We start from the raw sequence: 19,280 nt of genomic DNA on the forward strand, positions 1-19,280 counted from the left end.
CACATGTGCAAGGCCTGTGACTACACCATTCACGGCGCACAGCACCATTTCGGCTGGGACAATTCCATTGCCCCGGTCGAGACGGTCGCGCCCGGAACGACGATCTGTTTCAACTGCATGGATTCTTCGGCGGGCCAGCTTGGCCCGTCGAGCACCGTCGAGGACGTCCATACGCTCGACTTCGGTAAAATCAACCCGGTCTCCGGTCCGATATACATTGATGGCGCAGAGCCGGGCGACGCGCTGAAGGTTACGCTCGACAGCTTTGCCCCGCGCGTGCAGGAAGGGTCAGCCTGGGGCTGGACAGCCAATATCCCGGGTTTCGGCCTGCTGGCGGACCAGTTCGAGGACCCCGCGCTGACGATCTGGAAGTACGATGCCAACACGTTGGCCCCTGCTCTTTGGGGCGACATGGGGCGAGTGCCGCTCAAGCCCTTCACCGGCACCATAGGCGTGGCCATGGCAGAACCGGGGCTGCACTCCATCGTGCCGCCACGGCGCACGGGTGGCAACCTGGACATCCGCGATCTGGCAGCAGGGACAGAGCTGTACCTGCCCGTAGAAGTGGCGGGTGCGCTGTTCTCCGTGGGTGATACCCACGCGGCGCAGGGCGATGGCGAGGTCTGCGGCACCGCGATCGAAAGCCCAATGGACGTGACGCTGACGCTCGATCTGGTCAAGGGAGCAAACCTCAAGATGCCGCGCTTCACCACACCTGGGCCGGTGACCAACCACCTCGACCAAAAGGGCTACGAGGTCACAACTGGGATCGGTCCCGACCTGATGAGCGGCGCGCGCGACGCTGTATCCGGCATGATTGACCTGCTCACAGCCAAGCACGGCATGTCAGCAGTGGATGCCTATATGCTTATCTCTACCTGTGGCGATCTGCGCATCTCCGAAATCGTCGACATGCCCAACTGGGTCGTCTCCTTCTACTTTCCGCGAATGGTGCTCGAATGACCATGACACAAGCCGCAACCGCCCCTTCGGGGGCGACTGCACCGCTCCTTTCGGTGCGCGACCTCACCGTATCCGTAAGGGATCGCGGCGTGGTGCGCCCGCTGGTGGCGGGGTTGTCTTTTGACCTGCGCGCGGGAGAAACGCTCGCCATCGCGGGCGAAAGTGGGTCGGGCAAGTCGATAACCTCGCTGGCGTTGATGGGGCTGCTACCCAACAATGTTTCCGTCACCTCCGGGCAGGCGCTGCTCGACGGAACGGACTTACCGAAGCTACCCGAAACCGAGATGCGCAATTGGCGCGGGGCGCGGCTGGCAATGATCTTCCAAGAGCCGATGACCTCCCTGAACCCCGTTCATACGGTCGGAAGTCAGATGACAGAGGCGATCCGCGCGCATGAGCTGGTCTCCGCCTCCGCAGCGCGCGCGCAAGCCGTCGAAGCCCTGCGCAAGGTGCGCATTCCAGAACCCGAGCGCCGAATGAAGCAATTCCCTCATGAGCTGTCGGGCGGAATGCGGCAACGGGTCATGATCGCAATGGCCCTCGCGCTGCGGCCTGCGCTGCTGATCGCGGACGAACCGACCACCGCGCTGGACGTTACAGTGCAACGTGAGGTGCTGGAGCTGCTGCGTGACCTTCAAGCTGAGACCGGAACAGCCATTATCCTGATCACCCACGACATGGGAGTCGTCGCAGAAAGCGCCGATCGTGTCATTGTGATGCGCCAGGGCCGCATGGTGGAAAGCGCGCCGGTCGACAAGCTCTTTTCCGCGCCCACCCAGGACTATACTCGTAGCCTTCTCGCATCGGTGCCGCGCCTGGGCGCGGGGTCCGAACGCGCCAAACCCCTACCGCCAGACGGAGATGCACCCACCGCGCGGCTTGTAGACGCCCAGGTGCATTTCGATATCGGCTCCAATTTCTTCGGCCGCCCAACGCATCGTGTCCATGCTGTTGAGCGAGTAAGCTTTGACATACGCCCGGGCGAGACCTTTGGGCTTGTGGGTGAATCCGGCTGCGGCAAATCCACTATCGCAAAGGCGCTTTCGGGGCTGGTCCCACACGCGGGACATATCGAGGTGGACGGCAAGGCGCTCGCCGGCTTGTGCAAGCAAGAGCGGCGCGACATCTGCCGCGACATACAGATGGTTTTTCAGGATCCAATGGCCGCGCTCGATCCGCGCATGACTGTCGGCGACGCGGTCATGGAACCGCTTCTGATACATGGCATTGGCACGGTCGAAGACCGGGTTGCTCGCGCAACTGAACTCTTTGAGCGTGTGGGCCTGAGTCGCGCGCAGATGATGCGCTATCCGCATGAGTTTTCGGGCGGACAACGTCAAAGGATCTGCGTGGCCCGCGCACTCGCCCTGAAGCCGAAACTGATCATCTGCGACGAAAGCGTCTCTGCGCTTGATGTCTCGGTGCAGGCACAGGTGTTGGCGCTGCTCGAAGAGCTGCAGCAAGAAACGGGCGTGTCGTACCTCTTCATAAGCCATGACATGGCCGTAGTGGAAAACGTCGTGGACCGCCTCGCGGTCATGTACTTGGGTCAAATTGTGGAAATGGGTACCCGCGATCAAGTTTTTGGTAACCCACAGCACAATTATACCAGACGCCTTCTGGAAGCCGTGCCGATCCCAGATCCGTCGCAAAAGGGCCGCCCGCACATCCGGCGATCAACGGATCTGCCCTCGCCCATTTGGCCAATCAACGAGGGGCCTACGCATGTTCATCTTAAGAACATTGGCGACGGCCATCTCGTCGCTCAAGAAAGTTGAGGGCTTAAGGGTTCTTTGCGGGGCAACGCTATCAGCTCCATCTAAAACAGAGCGGTTTTGGGCCCTGAACAGACCTTCGCTGCCCTCGAGGCGAATGTCCGGTCAGGGCCGTCTTTTCTCGCGCGTTTTTGCTGCGCACCTATAATGCTGCATTTGCTCGCGTGGCAAAGTAGGCTCAGAGCCGACTTGCGGCGATGCGCGGCAGAGACGCAGCGCATCTCCTCGCTGCGTTCAACGGCCAAATCAGCCACGATCCGAGACAAGAGAAGGAGCCTTTGCCTTTCCAGCGCGTTCCACGGTTATGCCAAGTCATATGCGGCCCTTTTCCAGAGGGCGCATCGCGTCAGCGCAAGTCCTTGCGGCTGATGAAGATAGTCCCGCTCAAAACACGGCGATCATCAACACGCGGCTTGCCTTGGGCCTTCCGGAGATAAGGGGGGCCGAACGGACCATCCGCACGCAGGTCAGCTCGAAGGTCCGCGCGTGTCACCGCACGATTTTCGAACGGTGACACACGCAGGGCTCATGAAATCAATGAGCCTCGCCTCTAGAGCGTTTAACTGGATTATTCTGCCAAAATGCCATATGGTGGTGCAGCTTCCCAATAATTCTGCTTGCCGGGCATACCGGATATGTTCCGCACCGCAGGGAAAGGTGGCGAGATGCCAATAGTGGCCGCACTCGTCTCGATCGTACTAGGGTCCATCGCGTTCCATCTATTGAGTCCATGGTGGTGGACTCCGATCGCGTCGAACTGGGACTATATTGACAACACGCTGGTTATCACCTTCTGGATCACCGGCGCGGTGTTTGCTGCTGTTGTTTTGTTCATGGCCTATTGCGTGCTGAAATTCCGGCACCGGCCGGGGCACAAGGCAGAGTTTGACCCGGAGAACAAGCGCCTGGAGCTGTGGCTGACCGGGGTGACCGCCATCGGGGTGACGGCGATGCTGGTGCCCGGGCTGTTCGTGTGGAAGCAGTTCGTCACCGTGCCGGACGAGGCAACCGAGCTTGAGGTCTTTGGCCACCAATGGAGCTGGGCCTACCGCCTGCCCGGCTCCGACGGGGTACTGGGCACCGCGAATGCCGAATGGGTGAGCGGTGAAAACCCCCTGGGCGTCAACCCGCATGACAGGTTCGGCGAGGATGACCTGATTGTCGAGGGGGGCGAGATCTATCTGCCGGTGGACCAGCCGGTGAAGCTGCTGCTTCGCTCAATCGATGTCTTGCATAACTTCTACGTGCCCGAATTCCGCGCCAAGATGGACATGGTGCCAGGCATGGTCACATACATCTGGTTCACGCCGACCCGCACCGGCACCTTCGAGGCGCTCTGTGCCGAATATTGCGGCACAGCGCATCCCTACATGCGCGGCTATGTGACCGTGGTGGAGGCCGAGGAATACCAGGAGTGGCTGCAGGAGCAGCTGACGTTTGAAGAATATGCCGGCGATGCCCGCGCCGCGCAGCCGGTGCATTTGGCGGAGAACTGACCGGCGCACCGCCAGAAGCAAGGTTTGGCCGGGTCGCCCCCTTCTGCGGCCCTGATAAACCGGTGCTCTGAATGCCGCCCTAGTTAAAGAAAGCACGCAAGGAGGAAGGCATGGTGGACCGCGGTTCTGACGAACGGATGCAACTGCCGCCGCGCGAAGTTGATGATGTGATGCCGCCGCATGCGCACAGCTGGATCGGCAAGTACGTTTTCTCGCAGGATGCCAAGTACATTGCCATCCAGTATTCCGGCACCGCCGTGGCGATCGGCCTGGTGGCACTGGTGTTGTCCTGGCTGATGCGGCTGCAACTGGGGTTTCCCGGCACCTTTGATTTTATCACGCCCGAGGCCTACTACCAGTTTGTCACCATGCACGGGATGATCATGGTGATTTACCTGCTCACCGCGATCTTTTTGGGCGGGTTCGGCAATTACCTGATCCCATTGATGGTCGGCGCCCGGGACATGGTGTTTCCCTTCGTCAATATGCTCAGCTACTGGATCTATCTGCTCGCAGTTCTCGTGCTGGTGGCCAGCTTCTTTGTTCCCGGCGGACCGACCGGCGCGGGCTGGACGCTATACCCGCCGCAAGCGGTGCTGTCGGGCACCCCGGGCGGCGCGCAAAGCGGCATCATCCTGATGCTGCTGTCGCTGATCCTGTTCATCATCGGCTTCACCATGGGCGGGCTGAACTATGCCGTGACGGTGCTGCAGGCCCGCACCCGCGGCATGACGATGATGCGGCTGCCGCTGACGGTCTGGGGCATCTTCACCGCCACGGTGATGGCGCTGCTGGCCTTCCCGGCCTTGTTCGTCGCCTGCGTGATGATGCTGTTCGACCGGCTGCTTGGCACCTCGTTCTTCATGCCGACGCTGGTGGAAATGGGTGAAAAGCTCAGCTATGGCGGCGGCAGCCCGATTGCCTTCCAGCACCTGTTCTGGTTTTTCGGCCATCCCGAGGTCTATATCGTGGCACTGCCCGCCTTCGGCATCGTCTCCGACCTGATCGCGGTGCATGCGCGCAAGAACGTTTTCGGCTACAGGATGATGGTCTGGGCCATCGTGATCATCGGCGCGCTCAGCTTCATCGTCTGGGCGCACCACATGTATGTCTCGGGCATGCACCCGTGGTTCGGCTTCTTCTTTGCCACCACCACGCTGATCATCGCCATCCCGACCGCTCTCAAGGTCTACAACTGGGTGCTGACCCTGTGGAAGGGCGACATCCATCTGACCCTGCCGATGTTGTTTGCACTCGGGTTCATCGTCACCTTTGTGAATGGCGGACTGACGGGGCTGTTCCTCGGTAATGTGGTGGTCGATGTGCCGCTGTCCGATACCATGTTCGTGGTGGCCCATTTCCACATGGTGATGGGGGTGGCGCCGATCATGGTGATCTTCGGCGCGGTCTACCACTGGTATCCCAAGATGACCGGCCGGATGCTGAACGAGGCGATGGGCCGCATCCATTTCTGGGTCACTTTCCTTGGTGCCTATGCGGTATTCTTCCCGATGCATTATGTCGGTCTTGTCGGGGTGCCGCGCAGATATTTCGAAATCGGCGAGCCCGCCTTTCTCACTGCTCCGGTGGACGGGCTGAACGCCTTCATTTCCTCTGCCGCGCTGGTCGTGGGGGCGGTGCAGGTGCTGTTTCTGTTCAACATCTTCTGGAGCCTGCGGCACGGGCGCGAAGCGGGCGGCAACCCGTGGCGGGCAGCCTCGCTGGAATGGCAGACGCCGGAGACCCCGCCCAGGCACGGCAATTGGCACGACCTGCCGGATGTCTACCGCTGGGCCTATGACTACAGCGTTCCCGGGGCGCCTGAGGATTTCCTCGCCCAGAACGATCCCTGGGTCCCAGGCGGGGAGGGCAGGCGGCTGTGACGGTCATCCTTGCCTTCCTGGCGCTGATTGCCCTGATTGCGGGCCTGTGGCTGTCACAGCAGCGCATGGCCTCCAAGCCCTGGCTGGAGACCGGCATTGCGCCCCTGGCGGGCCATGGCCCGGGCCGGGCGCCGGGGTTCCTGTTCATCGCGGTGTTTCTGGCCGTGGTGGGCGGGCTATTTGCGATGCTGGGCAGTGCCTTTGTCATGCAGATCGAGGAGACCCCCTGGGAGCTGGTGCCGCTGCCGACCCGGGTCTGGCTCAACACCGCGCTATTGCTGCTGGCCAGTTTCTTTCTTCAGTTCGTTGTGATCTCGGCGCGGGCCGGCACCACGCGCTGGCTGCGCGCCAGCCTGATCGCCGCCAGCATCGCCACATTCGCTTTTCTGGCCGGGCAGGTGCAGGTCTGGATTGCCCTGACCGCGGACGGCTACCGGCTGGAGGGCGCCCCGGCAGCGAGCTTTTTCTATCTGATCACCGGCCTGCACGGGCTGCATGTGCTGGGCGGCATCATCGCGCTGGCGCTGGTCTGCCTGCGCCACGCGGGCGCCGGGGACATCAGGGCGCTGCTGCCCGGGGTCCGGGCATGCGCGCTTTACTGGCACGCCCTGCTGGCGTTCTGGCTGATGCTATTCGCGCTGCTGCAGGGCTGGGGCAACGCCTTTCTGGCGCTGTGCCGCGCGGCCGTGAATTGAGGGGGGAGGAGACATGGAGAGCAAATTCCAAGGCCAGGACCAGACCCTGCTGCAGCGGGGCCACAGCGGCTTTGCCGCCGATTGGAGTTCGGACCAGCGGGTGTTCAAGCGGGTCTCCTGGGGCAAGGCGATGATGTGGATCCTGCTGCTGAGCGATACCTTTGTCTTTGCCTGTTTCCTGGTCGCCTATATGACCGCGCGCAGCTCCACCACGGTGGACTGGCCGAACGCAAGCGAGGTGTTTGCCCTGCACATCGGCGGCCACAATTTCCCGCTGCTGCTGATCGCCATCATGACCTTCGTGCTGATCTCCTCCTCCGGGACCATGGCCATGGCAGTCAACAATGCCTACCGCAAGGCCCGCGTCCCCACTGCCCTGCTCTTGCTGGCCACCGCGGCGCTGGGTGCTGCCTTTGTCGGCATGCAGGCCTTTGAGTGGACCAAGCTGATATCCGAAGGTGTCCGGCCATGGGGAAACCCTTGGGGGGCGGAGCAGTTCGGGGCGAGCTTCTTCATGATCACCGGCTTTCACGGAACCCATGTCACCATCGGGGTCATCTTCCTGGCGATCATGGCCAGAAAGGTCTGGCGCGGGGATTTCGACGGTGAGGAACGCAACTGGCTGTCGCGCGGCAACGGCGACTACGAAGGCGTCGAGATCATGGGGCTCTACTGGCACTTCGTCGACCTGGTCTGGGTCTTCATCTTTGCATTCTTCTATTTGTGGTAGGGGGACGGAATGACACAATCGCCGCAAACCGCCGGGACGCACGCCAAAGCTGCCGTGGATGAACACGGCGGGCAGCAGCATCCGATCAAGCTCTACCTGCTCGTCTGGGGGCTTCTGTTCGTGCTAAGCGCGGCGTCGTATCTTGTCGATTATGCAGGGCTTCAGGGGCTGCTGCGCTGGACGCTGATCCTTATCTTCATGATGCTGAAGGCGGGCCTGATCATGGCCGTGTTCATGCATTTTGCATGGGAGCGGCTCGCACTGAGCTATGCAATCTTGCTGCCGCCGCTGGCCCTGATCGGCCTGCTGGTCATACTTTTTGTGGAATCCGATTACACAGTGGCTACACGGCTGGTCGAATTCGGATCCCGTTAGAAACAGCCCCAGATTGTCTGGCAGGGCGGCAAAGCTGATGATGCGGATCGGCTGGCAAGGCGTCCTACCACCCCCAGCCATCGGTCTCTCACTGAACACCCCCCCTTGGGACCCGCAGTCCCCGAAATGCCCCCGTTTCCAGTCTGAGTATCGCAATCACGTCTGGTCATACGATTTTGTGCATCATCGAACAGATGATGGCAGAGCGTTCCGTACATTGAGGATTCTGGACGAACACAGCCAGGAATGCCTTGCGAACCGGATGAAGCGGAAGTTGAACTCGACCGAGGTCACTGATGCTTTGACGGATCTGTTCATCCTACGAGGCGTGCCCTCTTACATCCGGCCAAATAATGGTGACGTGCCCCCGCCAGTCCCTCGCCCATGACGAGGGTCTGGGGGGTTGTGCTCTGCTACCCGACTTTGGAGCGCCCGGAGCTGGATTTTTCCGGCTCTGTCACGATGACGGGCTGGTGACGCCATTGGGATAAGGCATGGCAATCGGGACGTTGTATCCGATCGCGCTGTGGGGACCGTCCTCGTTCTAGATGCTATGGGGGTTCCCGGGAGCGAAGCCAGCTGGTCAAGGTGCGCACCCGCAACATAAACCGAATTCGCGGCCTTCTGAACTTGCATGGTATCAGGAGTGCGCCTGGCCTACATGGTGGCAATTGGCGATTGTGGCTTGATCAGGTCAATACCGGTGACGGCCGCCGTCCCCCCCCGCCAATTCCAGAATCGTCGACATTTGGCGTCGTATCTGGGTATTGCGCCCTGCCACCACGCGAGCGGTGACTCTTCCAAGGATGAGGGGAACATTAAGGCGGGCAACAAGCCAGCCCGGATCATGATGGTCGAACTTGCGTGGTGCTGATCAGCATCCCAGGCAAGACTCGCCGTCGCCGATGGACGATCATCTGGCGCATAAGGGCTTGAACAACCAGATCGAAAGATCCCATCGGCCGACCCGAAAGCGAGAGAAACTCATGAGGCGGTTCAAGTAACCCGGACAGGTCCTGAGGTCTCTGGCCGCACATGACCAGATCAACACGATATTCCGTCCCCGCCGCTATCGTCTTACCGCCACATCGAACCGCCACGCCCGATCCGATGCCTTTGATCTTTGGAACGGCTGCGCATTTTAGATGACCACTTGACGGGCACGGATCAGGCTGCACTCAGCCGAGTGCAGCCAAGTTGGCAATACCGACCGATTACATGAAAGCAAGGTCAAAGGTGCATTGAAAAATTGCCTGCAGGCGGCAGAGCGGTCGATGCTAGAGAGGCCCTCACGGTGGCACGCAATCTTTATTTCTGGGTAAACTTGGCTATCGTCATCTACAACGCAATTGGCGACTGTTTTCTGATGCATCCAGTCTCGTATAATGCTTCATGCTGCGTCTCCTTCCCTGATACTGGTGGCTGCTTCACGCAGACCACGTAAATTCATCAGTTCTAGACGCAGCATCTACTAGGGCCCGAGGCTGGAAGTGGGGTGCAAACTGAATACCCCATCTGAGCCTAACGATCACGCCTGTTTGGCAGCTTGCCTCACCCAATTGGCGAAAGCTCGAACGCCGTGCTTGTTGCGCGACAGCGGATTGAGCACAAGGCAGTAAGCGTATCCGCGCAGTTCAGGACCAGGGATTTGCCGGTAGCGGCCTGATTGAAGACCGTCATCAACTAGCGCACTGCTGGACAAAAGCAGCCCCAGACCCTGATCCAGCGCGTTAAACGCCGCACTTTCATCGCTGAAACGGGTGATGCGGTCCGACGGGAACGGTTCCCCGGCTTTCTTGAACCATTCTTCCCAGGTCGGGCCGCCCATGTCCGGGTTGCGCCAGCGGAATCCCAGCAGCCGGTTGTCCTGCAACCCGGTTTCCGGGCGGTCAGCCAGACTGACAGGGATGTAGCGATCCGAGAACAAAACCTCGGCTTCCTCAGACACGGAGGCCTGGGGGCCATATCGGATCGCTAGGTCCAGCCGGTCAACCCGCAAGTCCAGGACGTCGTCATCGGTTTCGACTTCCACTCTGACCTCGCCGTGCTTATCGAAGAAATCTGGCAGGCGAGGAACCAGCCAGCGTTCCGCGAAGGCATACGTGGATGTGACCCGGACCAGCGATTGCTCGACATCCTTGTCGAGCATTGCGAAGGCTTCGCCCAAAATATCAAAAGCTGTCTGCAGCTTGGGGAACAACTCTTGCCCTGCGGCAGTAAGAGCGATCTGACGGGGGCGGCGCTCGACCAGCTGGAACCCAAGGTAGGCTTCCAAATGCCTGATCTGGTGGCTGATGGCGGTCGCGGTAACGCCGAGTTCCTCCCCTGCACCGGCAAAACTCAGCCTCCGGGCGACTGCTTCGAAGGCGCGAATTGCGTTAAGCGGCGGCAGTTTACGCATTGCGTCGCCTCCCTGCGCAGAGAAATCTCAGCATGGCCTGAAGAATGGTCATTTGTTTTCACGCCTCCTTTTCGTGAAGCTTGGTGAACGAAAAGGGAGGAAAAAATGACACGCAACATTATGACCACCCGGCGGCGGTTGATCAAGGGGGGGCTTGCGGCCGCTGCTGCCATCGCCACCCCGACCGTGCTGCGCGCGCAGGGCCGCCGCGACCTGACAATGCTTACCTGGGCCGGCCATGCCGATCCCGATGTAATCAGCTCATTCGAAGAAACGCACAATGTTCGCATCCGCGCCAAGGAATACGTCGGCGGCGACCAGATGCTGGCGCAAATTGCCCAATCCCCTATCGGAACCTATGACGTGATCCTGTCGGATGCGGAATATGTGGTGCAATTGCAGCAGGCTGCCTTCATCGAACAGCTGGATCCTGAGGACTACCCGTTTGACGACTTCTTCCCAGAGTTCCAGAATTTCCGCGGTCACTGGTTCGACGGCCACCCCCATGCGGTCTTCCTGCGCTTCGGGTTCCTCGGGCTCTCGCATAACCGCGCCGTGATGAGCGAAGCGGAAGCCCGCAGCTACCGCAGCATGTGGGACTCTCGGCATGAGGGGCGGATCGGCCATTTCGACTGGCACCTGCCCAACCTGGGCGCCTTGAGCCTCCTCAATGGCAACCCGTCGCCCTTTGATCTGGGTGAGCAACACTGGGCGGAACTGACTGATACGCTGATGTCTCTCCGGCCTCAGGTGCGCGGTTTCTATGATTACGGTGGCATGCTGTCGGCGCTGCGTTCCGGCGAGGTCGCCGCGATCCCCGGGATCGGTGACTGGATCACCGGCGTGCTGGCCCGCGATGGGGCCGATGTCACAACGACCATCCCCGAGGAAGGCGGCCTGCAATGGACCGAGTCGCTGTCGATCGGCGTTGGCTCCAGAAACCAGGATCTTGCGCGGACCTTCATCCAATACATGATGTCGCCCGAAGGTCAGGTAAAAACCGCGACGCTCAAGGCTTATCCTGCGATGATCCCGACGCGGATGGGCTGGGCACGGCTGAACGATGAGCTGCCGGGCGAGGCGCAGCGCCAGAACATGGTGCTGAACGGGCCGAACGCTCTGGATGAGATCCGCGCCGGGCGTATCCGCCTGCGCGAACTTCCGGTGCAGCAATCGCTGGAAATCTGGAACGACGCCTGGACGCGTTACAAAAACGCTTGATGCAGGTCCGGTCCCGGCGTTGCAGCTGGGGCCGCAGCCCTATCGGAGATACCGACATGACATCCTTAGATCTCCCGGCCCGCGCCCCGGCGCGCCGGTTCCAAACCCTATATCTTCGCGCCTGGCATGCCCTCTGGGTGCTGCCGCTTCCCGCCTGGCTGCTGTTTTTCTTTGCAGTGCCGCTTGGCTTGCTGGTGGCGATTTCCTTCTGGTCCGTCGTAAATTACCGGCTGACTTCCGACGCATCGCTGGCGGCCTGGCGCTATGTTCTGGGCCTCGATTTCCTCTGGACCAGCTTCTGGCGCAGCTACGGCCTCTCGCTCGCGAGCGCGGTCGCAATTTCACTGCTGGCCTTTCCCGCGTCTTATGCAATGGCTTTTGTCGCCGCACCGCGCCAGCGACTGGTGCTGTTGGGACTTGCGATTGCGCCGTTTTTCACAAGCTACCTCGTTCGCATCTATTCCTGGCAGGTGTTCCTCGCCGAAGGCGGTGTGATCTCCTCCATCGTTCAGGCGTTTGGCGGCAAGGGGGAAAGCCTTCTCAACACCTATTTCGCGCTGTTCCTAGGCCATGCGACGCTGGCGCTGCCGGTGGTGCTGATCCTGCAAACCATCGCTTTGGTGAATGTGGACCGGGTCGAGGTTTCCGCTGCCGCGAACCTTGGGGCGCGCCCCGTAGCGATCCTGTTCCGCGTGATCCTACCCTCTGCCCGCCCTGGTCTGGCGCTCGGAATGCTGTTTGCCTTCCTGCTGTCTTATGCGGAATTCGTCAGCGCAGCCTATCTCGGTGGTGGTGCTTTCCAAACCCTGCCGATCCTCGTGACCGACCTTGTTCGTGCGGGTCAACAATGGCCACGCGCTGCCGTGGTGTCGCTGCTGATGATCGCCAGCCTGCTGGCCACCGCCTTTATAACCGTCCTCTGGGCGTATCGCGAGAAAGGATAAGACATGCCCCCGCATCTGAAACATGCCTTGCCGAATGCCTTCTGGATCGCCGGGCTCGCAGTGGTCTTCCTGCTGCTCTATGCGCCGATCGTTTCGGCCGTCCTATTCTCCTTCAGCGCCGACCGTTTCCCGAGCCTTGATATGTCCGGGTTCAGCACGCAGTGGTATGCGCAGGTTCTGTCCGACCGCGCGATGCTTGAGGCCCTCTGGAACAGTCTGACGGTTGCCGGGCTTACCGCGCTGACCGCGACCTCACTGGGATTTGCCGCTGCTTACGCAGACTACCGCTTCCGGTTCTTCGGGCAAAAAGCGGTGCTGGCGCTGGCCTTGCTGCCGCCGACGGTGCCGCTGGTCATCCTCGGTCTCGCCATGCTGGCCTTCTTCTCCCGCATCGGGATCGCCGGCACTCTTATGGCCGTGGTTGCCGCCCATGTGGTGATTGCAGCCCCCTTTGCGATGGCGGTGTGCCGGTTGCGGTTGGCACAGCTGGATGAGACGCTGGAAATCGCAGCGCAGAACCTTGGTGCGCAGCCGGCTTTCGCGCTCATCCGCATCGTAATGCCGCATATGGTGCCTGCGATCCTCGCCGCCTTCCTAATCACCTTTGCCGTGTCGTTCGACGAATACGTGATCTCCTGGTTCACGGGCGGGTTGAACCAGACCATCCCCGTTGCGGTTCTCAACACGCTGCAGGGGCAGGTCGATCCCACCATCCACGTGATCGGCACAATGAGTTTTTCTGTGACGCTTACACTGGTTCTGGTCGCGCTTGCCGTGGTCCTGAGCCAGAGCGGCGGCGCGATGTCTAAGGAGGAGACACAATGACCAATACGCATCTGAAATTGGACGGGCTTGCCAAGTCCTATGGTAACTTCATCGCCGTCGAAGAGTTTTCGCTGGATATTGCCCAAGGGGAGTTCATCGCAATCATGGGGCCGTCAGGCTGTGGCAAGACCACGACCCTGCGCATGCTTGCCGGCCTTGAAACCGCCGACCATGGCCAGATTACGCTTGCAGGCACCCGGATCGACCGATTGCCGGTCTGGCAGCGGGAAACACCCATGGTCTGGCAAAGCCTCGCCTTGTTCCCCTTCATGACTGTGCGGGAAAACGTCGAGTTCGGCCTGAAGATGCGCGGCGTTTCCCGGGCCGAGCGTCGACGCCGAGCCGATGACTGGCTGGAGCGGCTGGGCATTTCCAACTATGCGGATCGCAACGTCGCGCGAATGTCGGGCGGTCAGCGTCAGCGCGTTGCCCTCGCCCGCAGCCTCGTGCTGGAGCCGAAAGTACTGCTACTGGACGAACCGCTCTCTGCGCTCGACGCCCATATGGCGATCAAGATGCAGGGCGAGCTGAAGAAGCTACAGCGAGAGCTTGGCATCACCTTTGTCTATGTCACCCACAGCCATTCCGAGGCCTTCTCGCTGGCGGACCGCGTCGTGATCATGAACGGGGGGCACGTGGAGCAGATCGGCAGCCCGCAGGACATTTTCCTGCGGCCGCGCAGCAAGTTTGTCGCGCAGTTTGTTGGCGGGATCAGCCTGCTGGAAGGCAGGATTACAAGCAGGGAAGAAGGCAAACGCTTCCTGGAAACACGCGACGGCAAACTCCGACTCGTCAACAGCAGCGGGCTGGCCGAAGGCACAGCCGCAGATCTGGCTGTACGGGCGGACAGGATCTCCGTGACCGTTGAATCGGGCTGGGGCGAAAACGAAATAGCCTGCATTCTGATCTCTGAGGAGTTTGCCGGGGCGGTCGTAAATCTGCATCTTGAAACCGCGTCGGGTCACAGTCTCGTGGCACAACTCCAACAGCGCGAACTGGAGCAGTTAGACGCCAGCATCGGTGCACGGGTCTATGCGTCTTGGCACCCTGACGACGGCTTTCTTCTAGAGAGTGCGCGACAATCGGGGGTGGGACCCAGGGTGAGGGGTGCATGAGGTCTGTTCTCGACAAAACCATGGACGCTCTGCGTCGAGCCGGGCAGGAGGGGGAGGTTTTTCTGTCCGTGTTGCCGGATCGTGCCCGCGCGGAAGCATGTCAGAGCGATCGTCGCACCGGAAGATTGGGACCCCTCGACGGGAGCACAGTCTCTTGGAAGGATATGATCGCGATCAAGGGCGTCACCACGCGTGCCGGTTCCGCGCACTGGCGCCCCGAGGCCCCCGCCGCAGCGGATGCTGAGGTGGTGGCGCGCGCCCGCAAGGCCGGTCTGGTCAGCATCGGTGTCACCAATCAATCTGAGCTGGCGTTCTCGGGCATCGGCTACAATCCGCATCACGGCACTCCGCTCCTCGACGGGCGGGTACCGGGCGGGTCCTCCTCCGGGGCTGCGGCATCTGTTGCACGCGGGATCACCCGCTTGGCCGTCGGTACCGATACTGCTGGCTCTTGCCGATTGCCTGCGGCGTTTCAGGGCGTGGTGGGCTTTCGGCCCACGCGCGGACGGTATCCGATGAGCGGTGTGATGCCGCTCGCGCCCCGCTATGACACGCTTGGCAGCTTTGCCCGCTCGGTTGCCGATATCATGAAACTAGATGCCATTCTGTCCGGCGATGCGGCCACCCCCGACGCGGTCGGTCGTCTTTCGGTTGCCATCGACGTGCTCGACGGGGGCGGTGTTGCCGCGCCGGTCTCCCAGCGCTGCAAGGATGCGGTGACAGCTCTCGAACAGGCGGGCTTCCTGATGGAGCACACCAGACAGTCGCCTTTGGATGAGGCGCTGGCGCTGATCCGCGCGGGCGGCTGGCCGGGAGCCATTGAGGCGGTCGAAACCTACGGGCACCTGCTCGCAACCGAGAACGCTCACCACCTTGACCCCTTTGTCGCGGCGCGGCTGCGTGCGTCGGCCTGTCTGGACCCGGACAAGATCGCGCGCGTCAAACGGGGTGCCAGAACGTTGCGCGAAACCGTCCGGGCCTCCGATACCATCTACCTCCTGCCGACGGTTGCCATCGAAGCCCCGCACTTGGCGCCGCTGCTGGAAAATCCCCAAACTTTTGCCGCAACAAATACTGCGGCTCTACGCCTGACCATGCCAGCGAGCCTGCTGGATTTGCCCGCCATTTCTCTGCCAGCCGGGAAAACGGACGCGGGCTGCTGGGTGGGATTGCAGTTGGTCGGTCCGCCAGACAGTGACCGCACTCTTCTTGCCACTGCGGCAATGGTCGAAACGCTGCTGGTGCAAAAGGAAACCCTGATATGATCCGTAATCCGATCCAATGGCCGAACGGTGCCCGCTGTGCCTGTGTAATCACCTTTGACGTCGATGCCGACAGCCTGATCCACATCGCGCGTCCGGACGATGGACACCGCCGTCTCTATCCGATCAGCATGGGCCGCTATGGCCCGAATTCCGGTGTCCCGCGTATTCTTGAAACCTACCGGCGGTTGGGGCTCAAACAGTCTTTTTTCATGCCCGGCTGGGTGATGGAACAATACCCCGAAACGGTCGAGGCGATCCTCGCCGACGGGCATGAGATCGGTCACCATGGGTATCTGCACGAAGACCCTGCGGAACAGAGCACTGAGGAACAAACCTATTGGTTTGAGCGGGCGCTTGAGGTTCACCGGCAGATGACCGGCAGCACCCCGCGCGGCTATCGGGCCCCGGTCTATAATGTCACCCCCGAGGTGCTGTCGCTCGCGGTGAAGCACGGGTTGACCTATGAAAGCTCGATGATGGCGGACGATCTGCCCTATCGGATCGACACCGCATCCGGGTCGCTGTTCGAAATGCCGGTGCATTGGGGCAGCGATGACTGGCCGCCTTTCGCTCATTTCGACGAGATCGGCTACAAGATGCCGGTGATGTCGCCGCGCCGCGGGCTGGAGGCCTCCTTTGAGGAGTTTGAGGCGCAATACGAGGCTGGCGGGCTATGGATCGGCATCTGGCACCCGTTCCTGACCGGGCGGCTGGCCCGCTGGCGGGTGGTGGAGCGGTGGCTCGAAGAGGTTCTGTCGCGAGGCGATGTCTGGTTCGCGCCACTGGAAGAGATCGCTGCCTATGCCGCCAGCCAGGAGGTCGAAGGCGCCTGGCAGCCGCATCGTGAGCCCGCAGCCCCCTACACACATCCCGTCCTGATGGAGAAATGAAGATGGATACCCTCATTACCCCCTTTGATGCTGCGCGGCCCGACGGCGAGAACCCGAGCGCGCATCAGACGCTTGCAGAGGATGGTCGCCTCAGTGCCGGTACCACCTACACCATTCCCGCTCGTCAGGGTCGGGCAATGCGCGTGGAAAAGGGCGAACTTCTGTCGGTTATCAACCGCGAGGGCAGCCAGATCGGCGATTTCTGGGCCTTTGCCGAAGGTGACTGCAACGAATACTTGTCGATGGAGCACCTGCGCCCGACGCTGCAGCGTGTCTCGCCCCGCCCCGGCGACGCGCTGGTGACCAACCGGCGGCGCCCTATCCTGACACTGGTTGAGGACACCTCGCCCGGCGTTCACGACACGCTTGTCGCGTCCTGCGATATTCACCGGTATGCCCAACTTGGACATCACGGTTATCACGACAATTGCACCGACAACCTGCGCATGGCGTTGGGGGCAATCGGCTTACGTCCGGTATCAGTGCCTTGCCCGCTGAACCTCTGGATGAACACGCCTGTCGTCGAAGGTGGCGCGATGGAGTGGCGGCCCCCTGTCTCGACCAAAGGGGATCGTGTGTTGTTCCGCGCTGAAATGGATGCTGTGGTGGTGATTTCCTGCTGCCCGATGGACCTTCTGCCGATCAATGGCACGGATGCGCAGCCGCGGGCGCTGGAAGTCCTGCTACACCGGGAGCCCGAGTGAACCTGACTGCAAAACGATATGGCAGCGCGGATTTCGATCCGCGCTACCTAGCTTTACCGTTTCAAAGGTTTGTTTCAGGCCGCCTGCGCCGCCCCACTGGCCCGTTTCTTGGCCAAGTTACTGGTGCGGGCCTCTGCCGATTCAACCGACGCCTTGTGACGCTCGTCTTTGAATTCCTGATATTCGATAGCAATCGTCTCGATAGACGGCAGAGGTCCGGTTAGAGCCGGTCTTTCTCTCGGAATTTCGCGGCGATGCGAAGTGTCCGGTCGGAGCCGCGGAGATGCTTACGCAGCTTCTTGCCTGCGAAGACTGCTGCTTCGTCAAACATGCTCGTCGTGAATTTCGGGTCGCAGTCCGCGTTTCACCTCACCCGGCAACGATCCAGTGATTTCGTTCCCCTAGCCACCTGCTTCAAACGTTCCTCATACCAGCGGACGCGTTTGTGCAACGCCATAAGCTGTTCAGACAGGTTGCGGATCACCTCTTTGGCGATATCTGGGACATCGAGCACCTCTCCGAGGGTGATGTCTTAGGCAAATCCAATGACGCGAGCCAGACCTCACGGTATATAAAAGCCGAACTCAGCGACCAGCCCTCGCAGGCCGTTGATTATGTGCGTTCTTTGGCGAACCAGAAGGTCACGCGCACGATGAAGCGATAGCAGTGTCTGCTGTTCTACCGTTTTGATGGCCGCGAAGCGCATGGTCGGACGGGTAACAGCCTCGCAGATTGCCTCAGCATCAATCGCATCGGATTTGCCGCGTTTCACGTAAGGTTTGACATACATCGGATTGAACCGCGCCGGGTTTGCCGGAGGCTGATTTCAGTTAGTTACGCGGCTCGTGCCTCAGTTTCCAGAGCGGCGTAGAAATTGGCCTCTGCTTCTGCCGGCGGAATGTTCCCGATAGGCTCGAGCAGACGGCGGTTGTTGAACCAGTCCACCCATTCGAGTGTTGCGTATTCCACCGCTTCGAAGTTTCGCCAAGGACCGCGGCGGTGAATGACCTCGGCCTTGAAGAGACCGTTGATCGTTTCGGCCAGCGCGTTGTCATAGCTGTCCCCAACGCTGCCGACAGAGGGCTCGATACCAGCTTCTCCCAACCGCTCTGTGTACTTGATCGACAGGTATTGGCTGCCGCGGTCGGAGTGGTGAACAAGCCCCATCGCCTTTGTCGGCCGCCGCTCGTGAACAGCCTGCTCCAGCGCATCGAGAACGAACCCGGCATGCGCCGAGGTGCTGACACGCCAACCAACGATCTTGCGGGCATAGGCATCGACAACGAAGGCGACATAGGTGAACCCCTTCCAGGTGGCGACATAGGTGAAATCGCTCACCCGGAGCATATTTGGAGCAGGCACCCGGAATTGCCGGTTCACTTTATCCAGCGGGCATGGGGCCTTCTTGTCGGGCACAGTCGTCTTGTGCGGCTTGCCCCGGATGATACCTTGAATACCCATGCTCCTCATCAGCCGGGCGACCGTGCAGCGGGCGACGTCGAAACCTTCCCGTTGCAATTGCCGCCAGACCTTCCGCACGCCATAGACTCGCCAGTTCTCTTCGAAAACCCGCCGGATCTCGGGCCGCAATGCCGCGTCACGCCGGGCACGGTCCGACCACCGGGCCGGATCAGCCCGCTTCGCCAGGTGGTCGTAATACGTGGAAGGGGCAATCGGCAGGACAGTGCAGATCGGCTCGACCCCATACTCCGCGCGATGCATGTCGATAAATGACACCATCACTTCGACCGGCGGTCGAGCTCCGCCATCGCAAAATACGCTGATGCCTTGCGGAGGATCTCGTTCGCCTGGCGCAGCTCGCGGTTCTCCCGCTCCAGCGCCTTCAGTTTGTCGGCCACATCGGTTGGAACGCCCGCCCGCTTGCCGCTGTCGACCTCTGCCTTCTTCACCCACTCATTCAGAGTGTGCGCCGAACAGCCGATCTTCGCGGAGATCGACATGATCGCCTGCCAGCGGGAACTGTGCTGGCCCTGGTTG

Annotated in this window: 17 protein-coding genes, 4 pseudogenes and 1 other annotated feature; of the genes and pseudogenes, 17 read left to right on the plus strand and 4 right to left on the minus strand. The window is 61.0% G+C overall.

The window, feature by feature from the left end; all coding sequences use genetic code 11:
• Positions 1 to 3: 3 nt before the first annotated feature.
• Together AC0IPL_RS20915 and AC0IPL_RS20920 are read left to right on the plus strand one after the other, a co-directional pair.
• On the plus strand, positions 4 to 963 hold the full coding sequence (locus tag AC0IPL_RS20915; RefSeq protein ID WP_474277049.1) for an acetamidase/formamidase family protein: 960 nt from the start codon (positions 4 to 6) through the stop codon (positions 961 to 963).
• A complete protein-coding gene (locus tag AC0IPL_RS20920; RefSeq protein ID WP_474277050.1) occupies positions 960 to 2,741 on the plus strand; it encodes an ABC transporter ATP-binding protein in 1,782 nt (593 codons plus the stop codon). The genes AC0IPL_RS20915 and AC0IPL_RS20920 overlap by 4 nt, the downstream gene beginning before the upstream one ends.
• A 262-nt stretch (positions 2,742 to 3,003) precedes the next feature.
• On the opposite strand, the pseudogene AC0IPL_RS20925 reads toward AC0IPL_RS20920, so the two are convergent.
• Positions 3,004 to 3,204, minus strand: a pseudogene (locus tag AC0IPL_RS20925) (hypothetical protein); the annotation flags it as partial.
• Between the two features lie 169 nt (positions 3,205 to 3,373).
• Here AC0IPL_RS20925 and AC0IPL_RS20930 point away from each other — a divergent pair.
• The 8 genes and pseudogenes from AC0IPL_RS20930 to AC0IPL_RS20965 all read left to right on the plus strand — a co-directional run.
• Entirely contained in the window at positions 3,374 to 4,234 is an 861-nt protein-coding gene (locus AC0IPL_RS20930) for a cytochrome c oxidase subunit II (protein ID WP_474277051.1), read from the plus strand.
• Between the two features lie 110 nt (positions 4,235 to 4,344).
• On the plus strand, positions 4,345 to 6,117 hold the full coding sequence (locus AC0IPL_RS20935) for a cbb3-type cytochrome c oxidase subunit I (RefSeq protein WP_474277052.1): 1,773 nt from the start codon (positions 4,345 to 4,347) through the stop codon (positions 6,115 to 6,117).
• Complete coding sequence (locus tag AC0IPL_RS20940) at positions 6,114 to 6,812, plus strand: cytochrome c oxidase subunit 3 (RefSeq protein WP_474277053.1); 699 nt, start codon at positions 6,114 to 6,116, stop codon at positions 6,810 to 6,812. The genes AC0IPL_RS20935 and AC0IPL_RS20940 overlap by 4 nt, the downstream gene beginning before the upstream one ends.
• Before the next feature lie 13 nt (positions 6,813 to 6,825).
• Complete coding sequence (locus AC0IPL_RS20945) at positions 6,826 to 7,542, plus strand: heme-copper oxidase subunit III family protein (RefSeq protein ID WP_474277054.1); 717 nt, start codon at positions 6,826 to 6,828, stop codon at positions 7,540 to 7,542.
• 9 nt (positions 7,543 to 7,551) lie between these two features.
• Positions 7,552 to 7,917: a cytochrome C oxidase subunit IV family protein gene (locus AC0IPL_RS20950; RefSeq protein WP_474277055.1), complete on the plus strand. Its 366-nt coding sequence runs from the start codon at positions 7,552 to 7,554 to the stop codon at positions 7,915 to 7,917.
• A gap of 127 nt (positions 7,918 to 8,044) precedes the next feature.
• Positions 8,045 to 8,275, plus strand: a pseudogene (locus AC0IPL_RS20955) (IS3 family transposase); the annotation flags it as partial.
• 303 nt (positions 8,276 to 8,578) lie between these two features.
• The gene (locus AC0IPL_RS20960) at positions 8,579 to 8,791 is read left to right on the plus strand and encodes a transposase (RefSeq protein ID WP_474277071.1); all 213 of its coding nucleotides are present in this window, start codon (positions 8,579 to 8,581) and stop codon (positions 8,789 to 8,791) included.
• Between the two features lie 25 nt (positions 8,792 to 8,816).
• A pseudogene (locus AC0IPL_RS20965) lies at positions 8,817 to 9,062 on the plus strand (IS6 family transposase); the annotation flags it as partial.
• A 383-nt stretch (positions 9,063 to 9,445) separates the two neighbouring features.
• Here the strand turns inward: AC0IPL_RS20965 and AC0IPL_RS20970 are convergent.
• Entirely contained in the window at positions 9,446 to 10,318 is an 873-nt protein-coding gene (locus tag AC0IPL_RS20970; RefSeq protein ID WP_474277056.1) for a LysR substrate-binding domain-containing protein, read from the minus strand.
• A gap of 105 nt (positions 10,319 to 10,423) precedes the next feature.
• Here AC0IPL_RS20970 and AC0IPL_RS20975 point away from each other — a divergent pair, with 105 nt between their 5' ends.
• From AC0IPL_RS20975 to AC0IPL_RS21005, 7 genes are read left to right on the plus strand one after another with little or no spacing between them, the layout of a single operon-like run.
• Complete coding sequence (locus AC0IPL_RS20975; protein WP_474277057.1) at positions 10,424 to 11,539, plus strand: polyamine ABC transporter substrate-binding protein; 1,116 nt, start codon at positions 10,424 to 10,426, stop codon at positions 11,537 to 11,539.
• A 56-nt stretch (positions 11,540 to 11,595) separates the two neighbouring features.
• Positions 11,596 to 12,483 (plus strand): ABC transporter permease, encoded by an 888-nt coding sequence (locus AC0IPL_RS20980; RefSeq protein WP_474277059.1) that lies wholly within the window; start codon positions 11,596 to 11,598, stop codon positions 12,481 to 12,483.
• A 3-nt stretch (positions 12,484 to 12,486) separates the two neighbouring features.
• The gene (locus AC0IPL_RS20985; protein ID WP_474277061.1) at positions 12,487 to 13,308 is read left to right on the plus strand and encodes an ABC transporter permease; all 822 of its coding nucleotides are present in this window, start codon (positions 12,487 to 12,489) and stop codon (positions 13,306 to 13,308) included.
• Entirely contained in the window at positions 13,305 to 14,423 is a 1,119-nt protein-coding gene (locus AC0IPL_RS20990) for an ABC transporter ATP-binding protein (RefSeq protein ID WP_474277063.1), read from the plus strand. The genes AC0IPL_RS20985 and AC0IPL_RS20990 overlap by 4 nt, the downstream gene beginning before the upstream one ends.
• 20 nt (positions 14,424 to 14,443) lie before the next feature.
• Positions 14,444 to 15,688, plus strand: coding sequence for an amidase family protein (locus AC0IPL_RS20995; RefSeq protein ID WP_474277065.1), 1,245 nt, complete (start codon positions 14,444 to 14,446; stop codon positions 15,686 to 15,688).
• Complete coding sequence (locus AC0IPL_RS21000) at positions 15,685 to 16,578, plus strand: polysaccharide deacetylase family protein (RefSeq protein WP_474277067.1); 894 nt, start codon at positions 15,685 to 15,687, stop codon at positions 16,576 to 16,578. The genes AC0IPL_RS20995 and AC0IPL_RS21000 overlap by 4 nt, the downstream gene beginning before the upstream one ends.
• A gap of 2 nt (positions 16,579 to 16,580) precedes the next feature.
• On the plus strand, positions 16,581 to 17,282 hold the full coding sequence (locus AC0IPL_RS21005; protein ID WP_474277069.1) for a DUF1989 domain-containing protein: 702 nt from the start codon (positions 16,581 to 16,583) through the stop codon (positions 17,280 to 17,282).
• A gap of 577 nt (positions 17,283 to 17,859) precedes the next feature.
• On the opposite strand, the pseudogene AC0IPL_RS21010 reads toward AC0IPL_RS21005, so the two are convergent.
• Together AC0IPL_RS21010 and AC0IPL_RS21015 are read right to left on the minus strand one after the other, a co-directional pair.
• Positions 17,860 to 18,075, minus strand: a pseudogene (locus tag AC0IPL_RS21010) (IS110 family transposase); the annotation flags it as partial.
• Positions 18,076 to 18,116: 41 nt separating this feature from the next.
• A protein-coding gene (locus AC0IPL_RS21015; protein WP_474272577.1) for an IS3 family transposase occupies positions 18,117 to 19,280 on the minus strand; the annotation gives its coding sequence in 2 pieces (ribosomal slippage) (positions 18,117 to 19,057 and positions 19,057 to 19,280; 1,165 coding nt annotated over the 2 pieces). This gene is flagged as partial in the annotation.
• Positions 18,948 to 19,064: a sequence feature (AL1L pseudoknot), on the minus strand. It overlaps the preceding gene by 117 nt.

It is taken from the genome of Leisingera sp. SA32 (genome assembly GCF_056033425.1).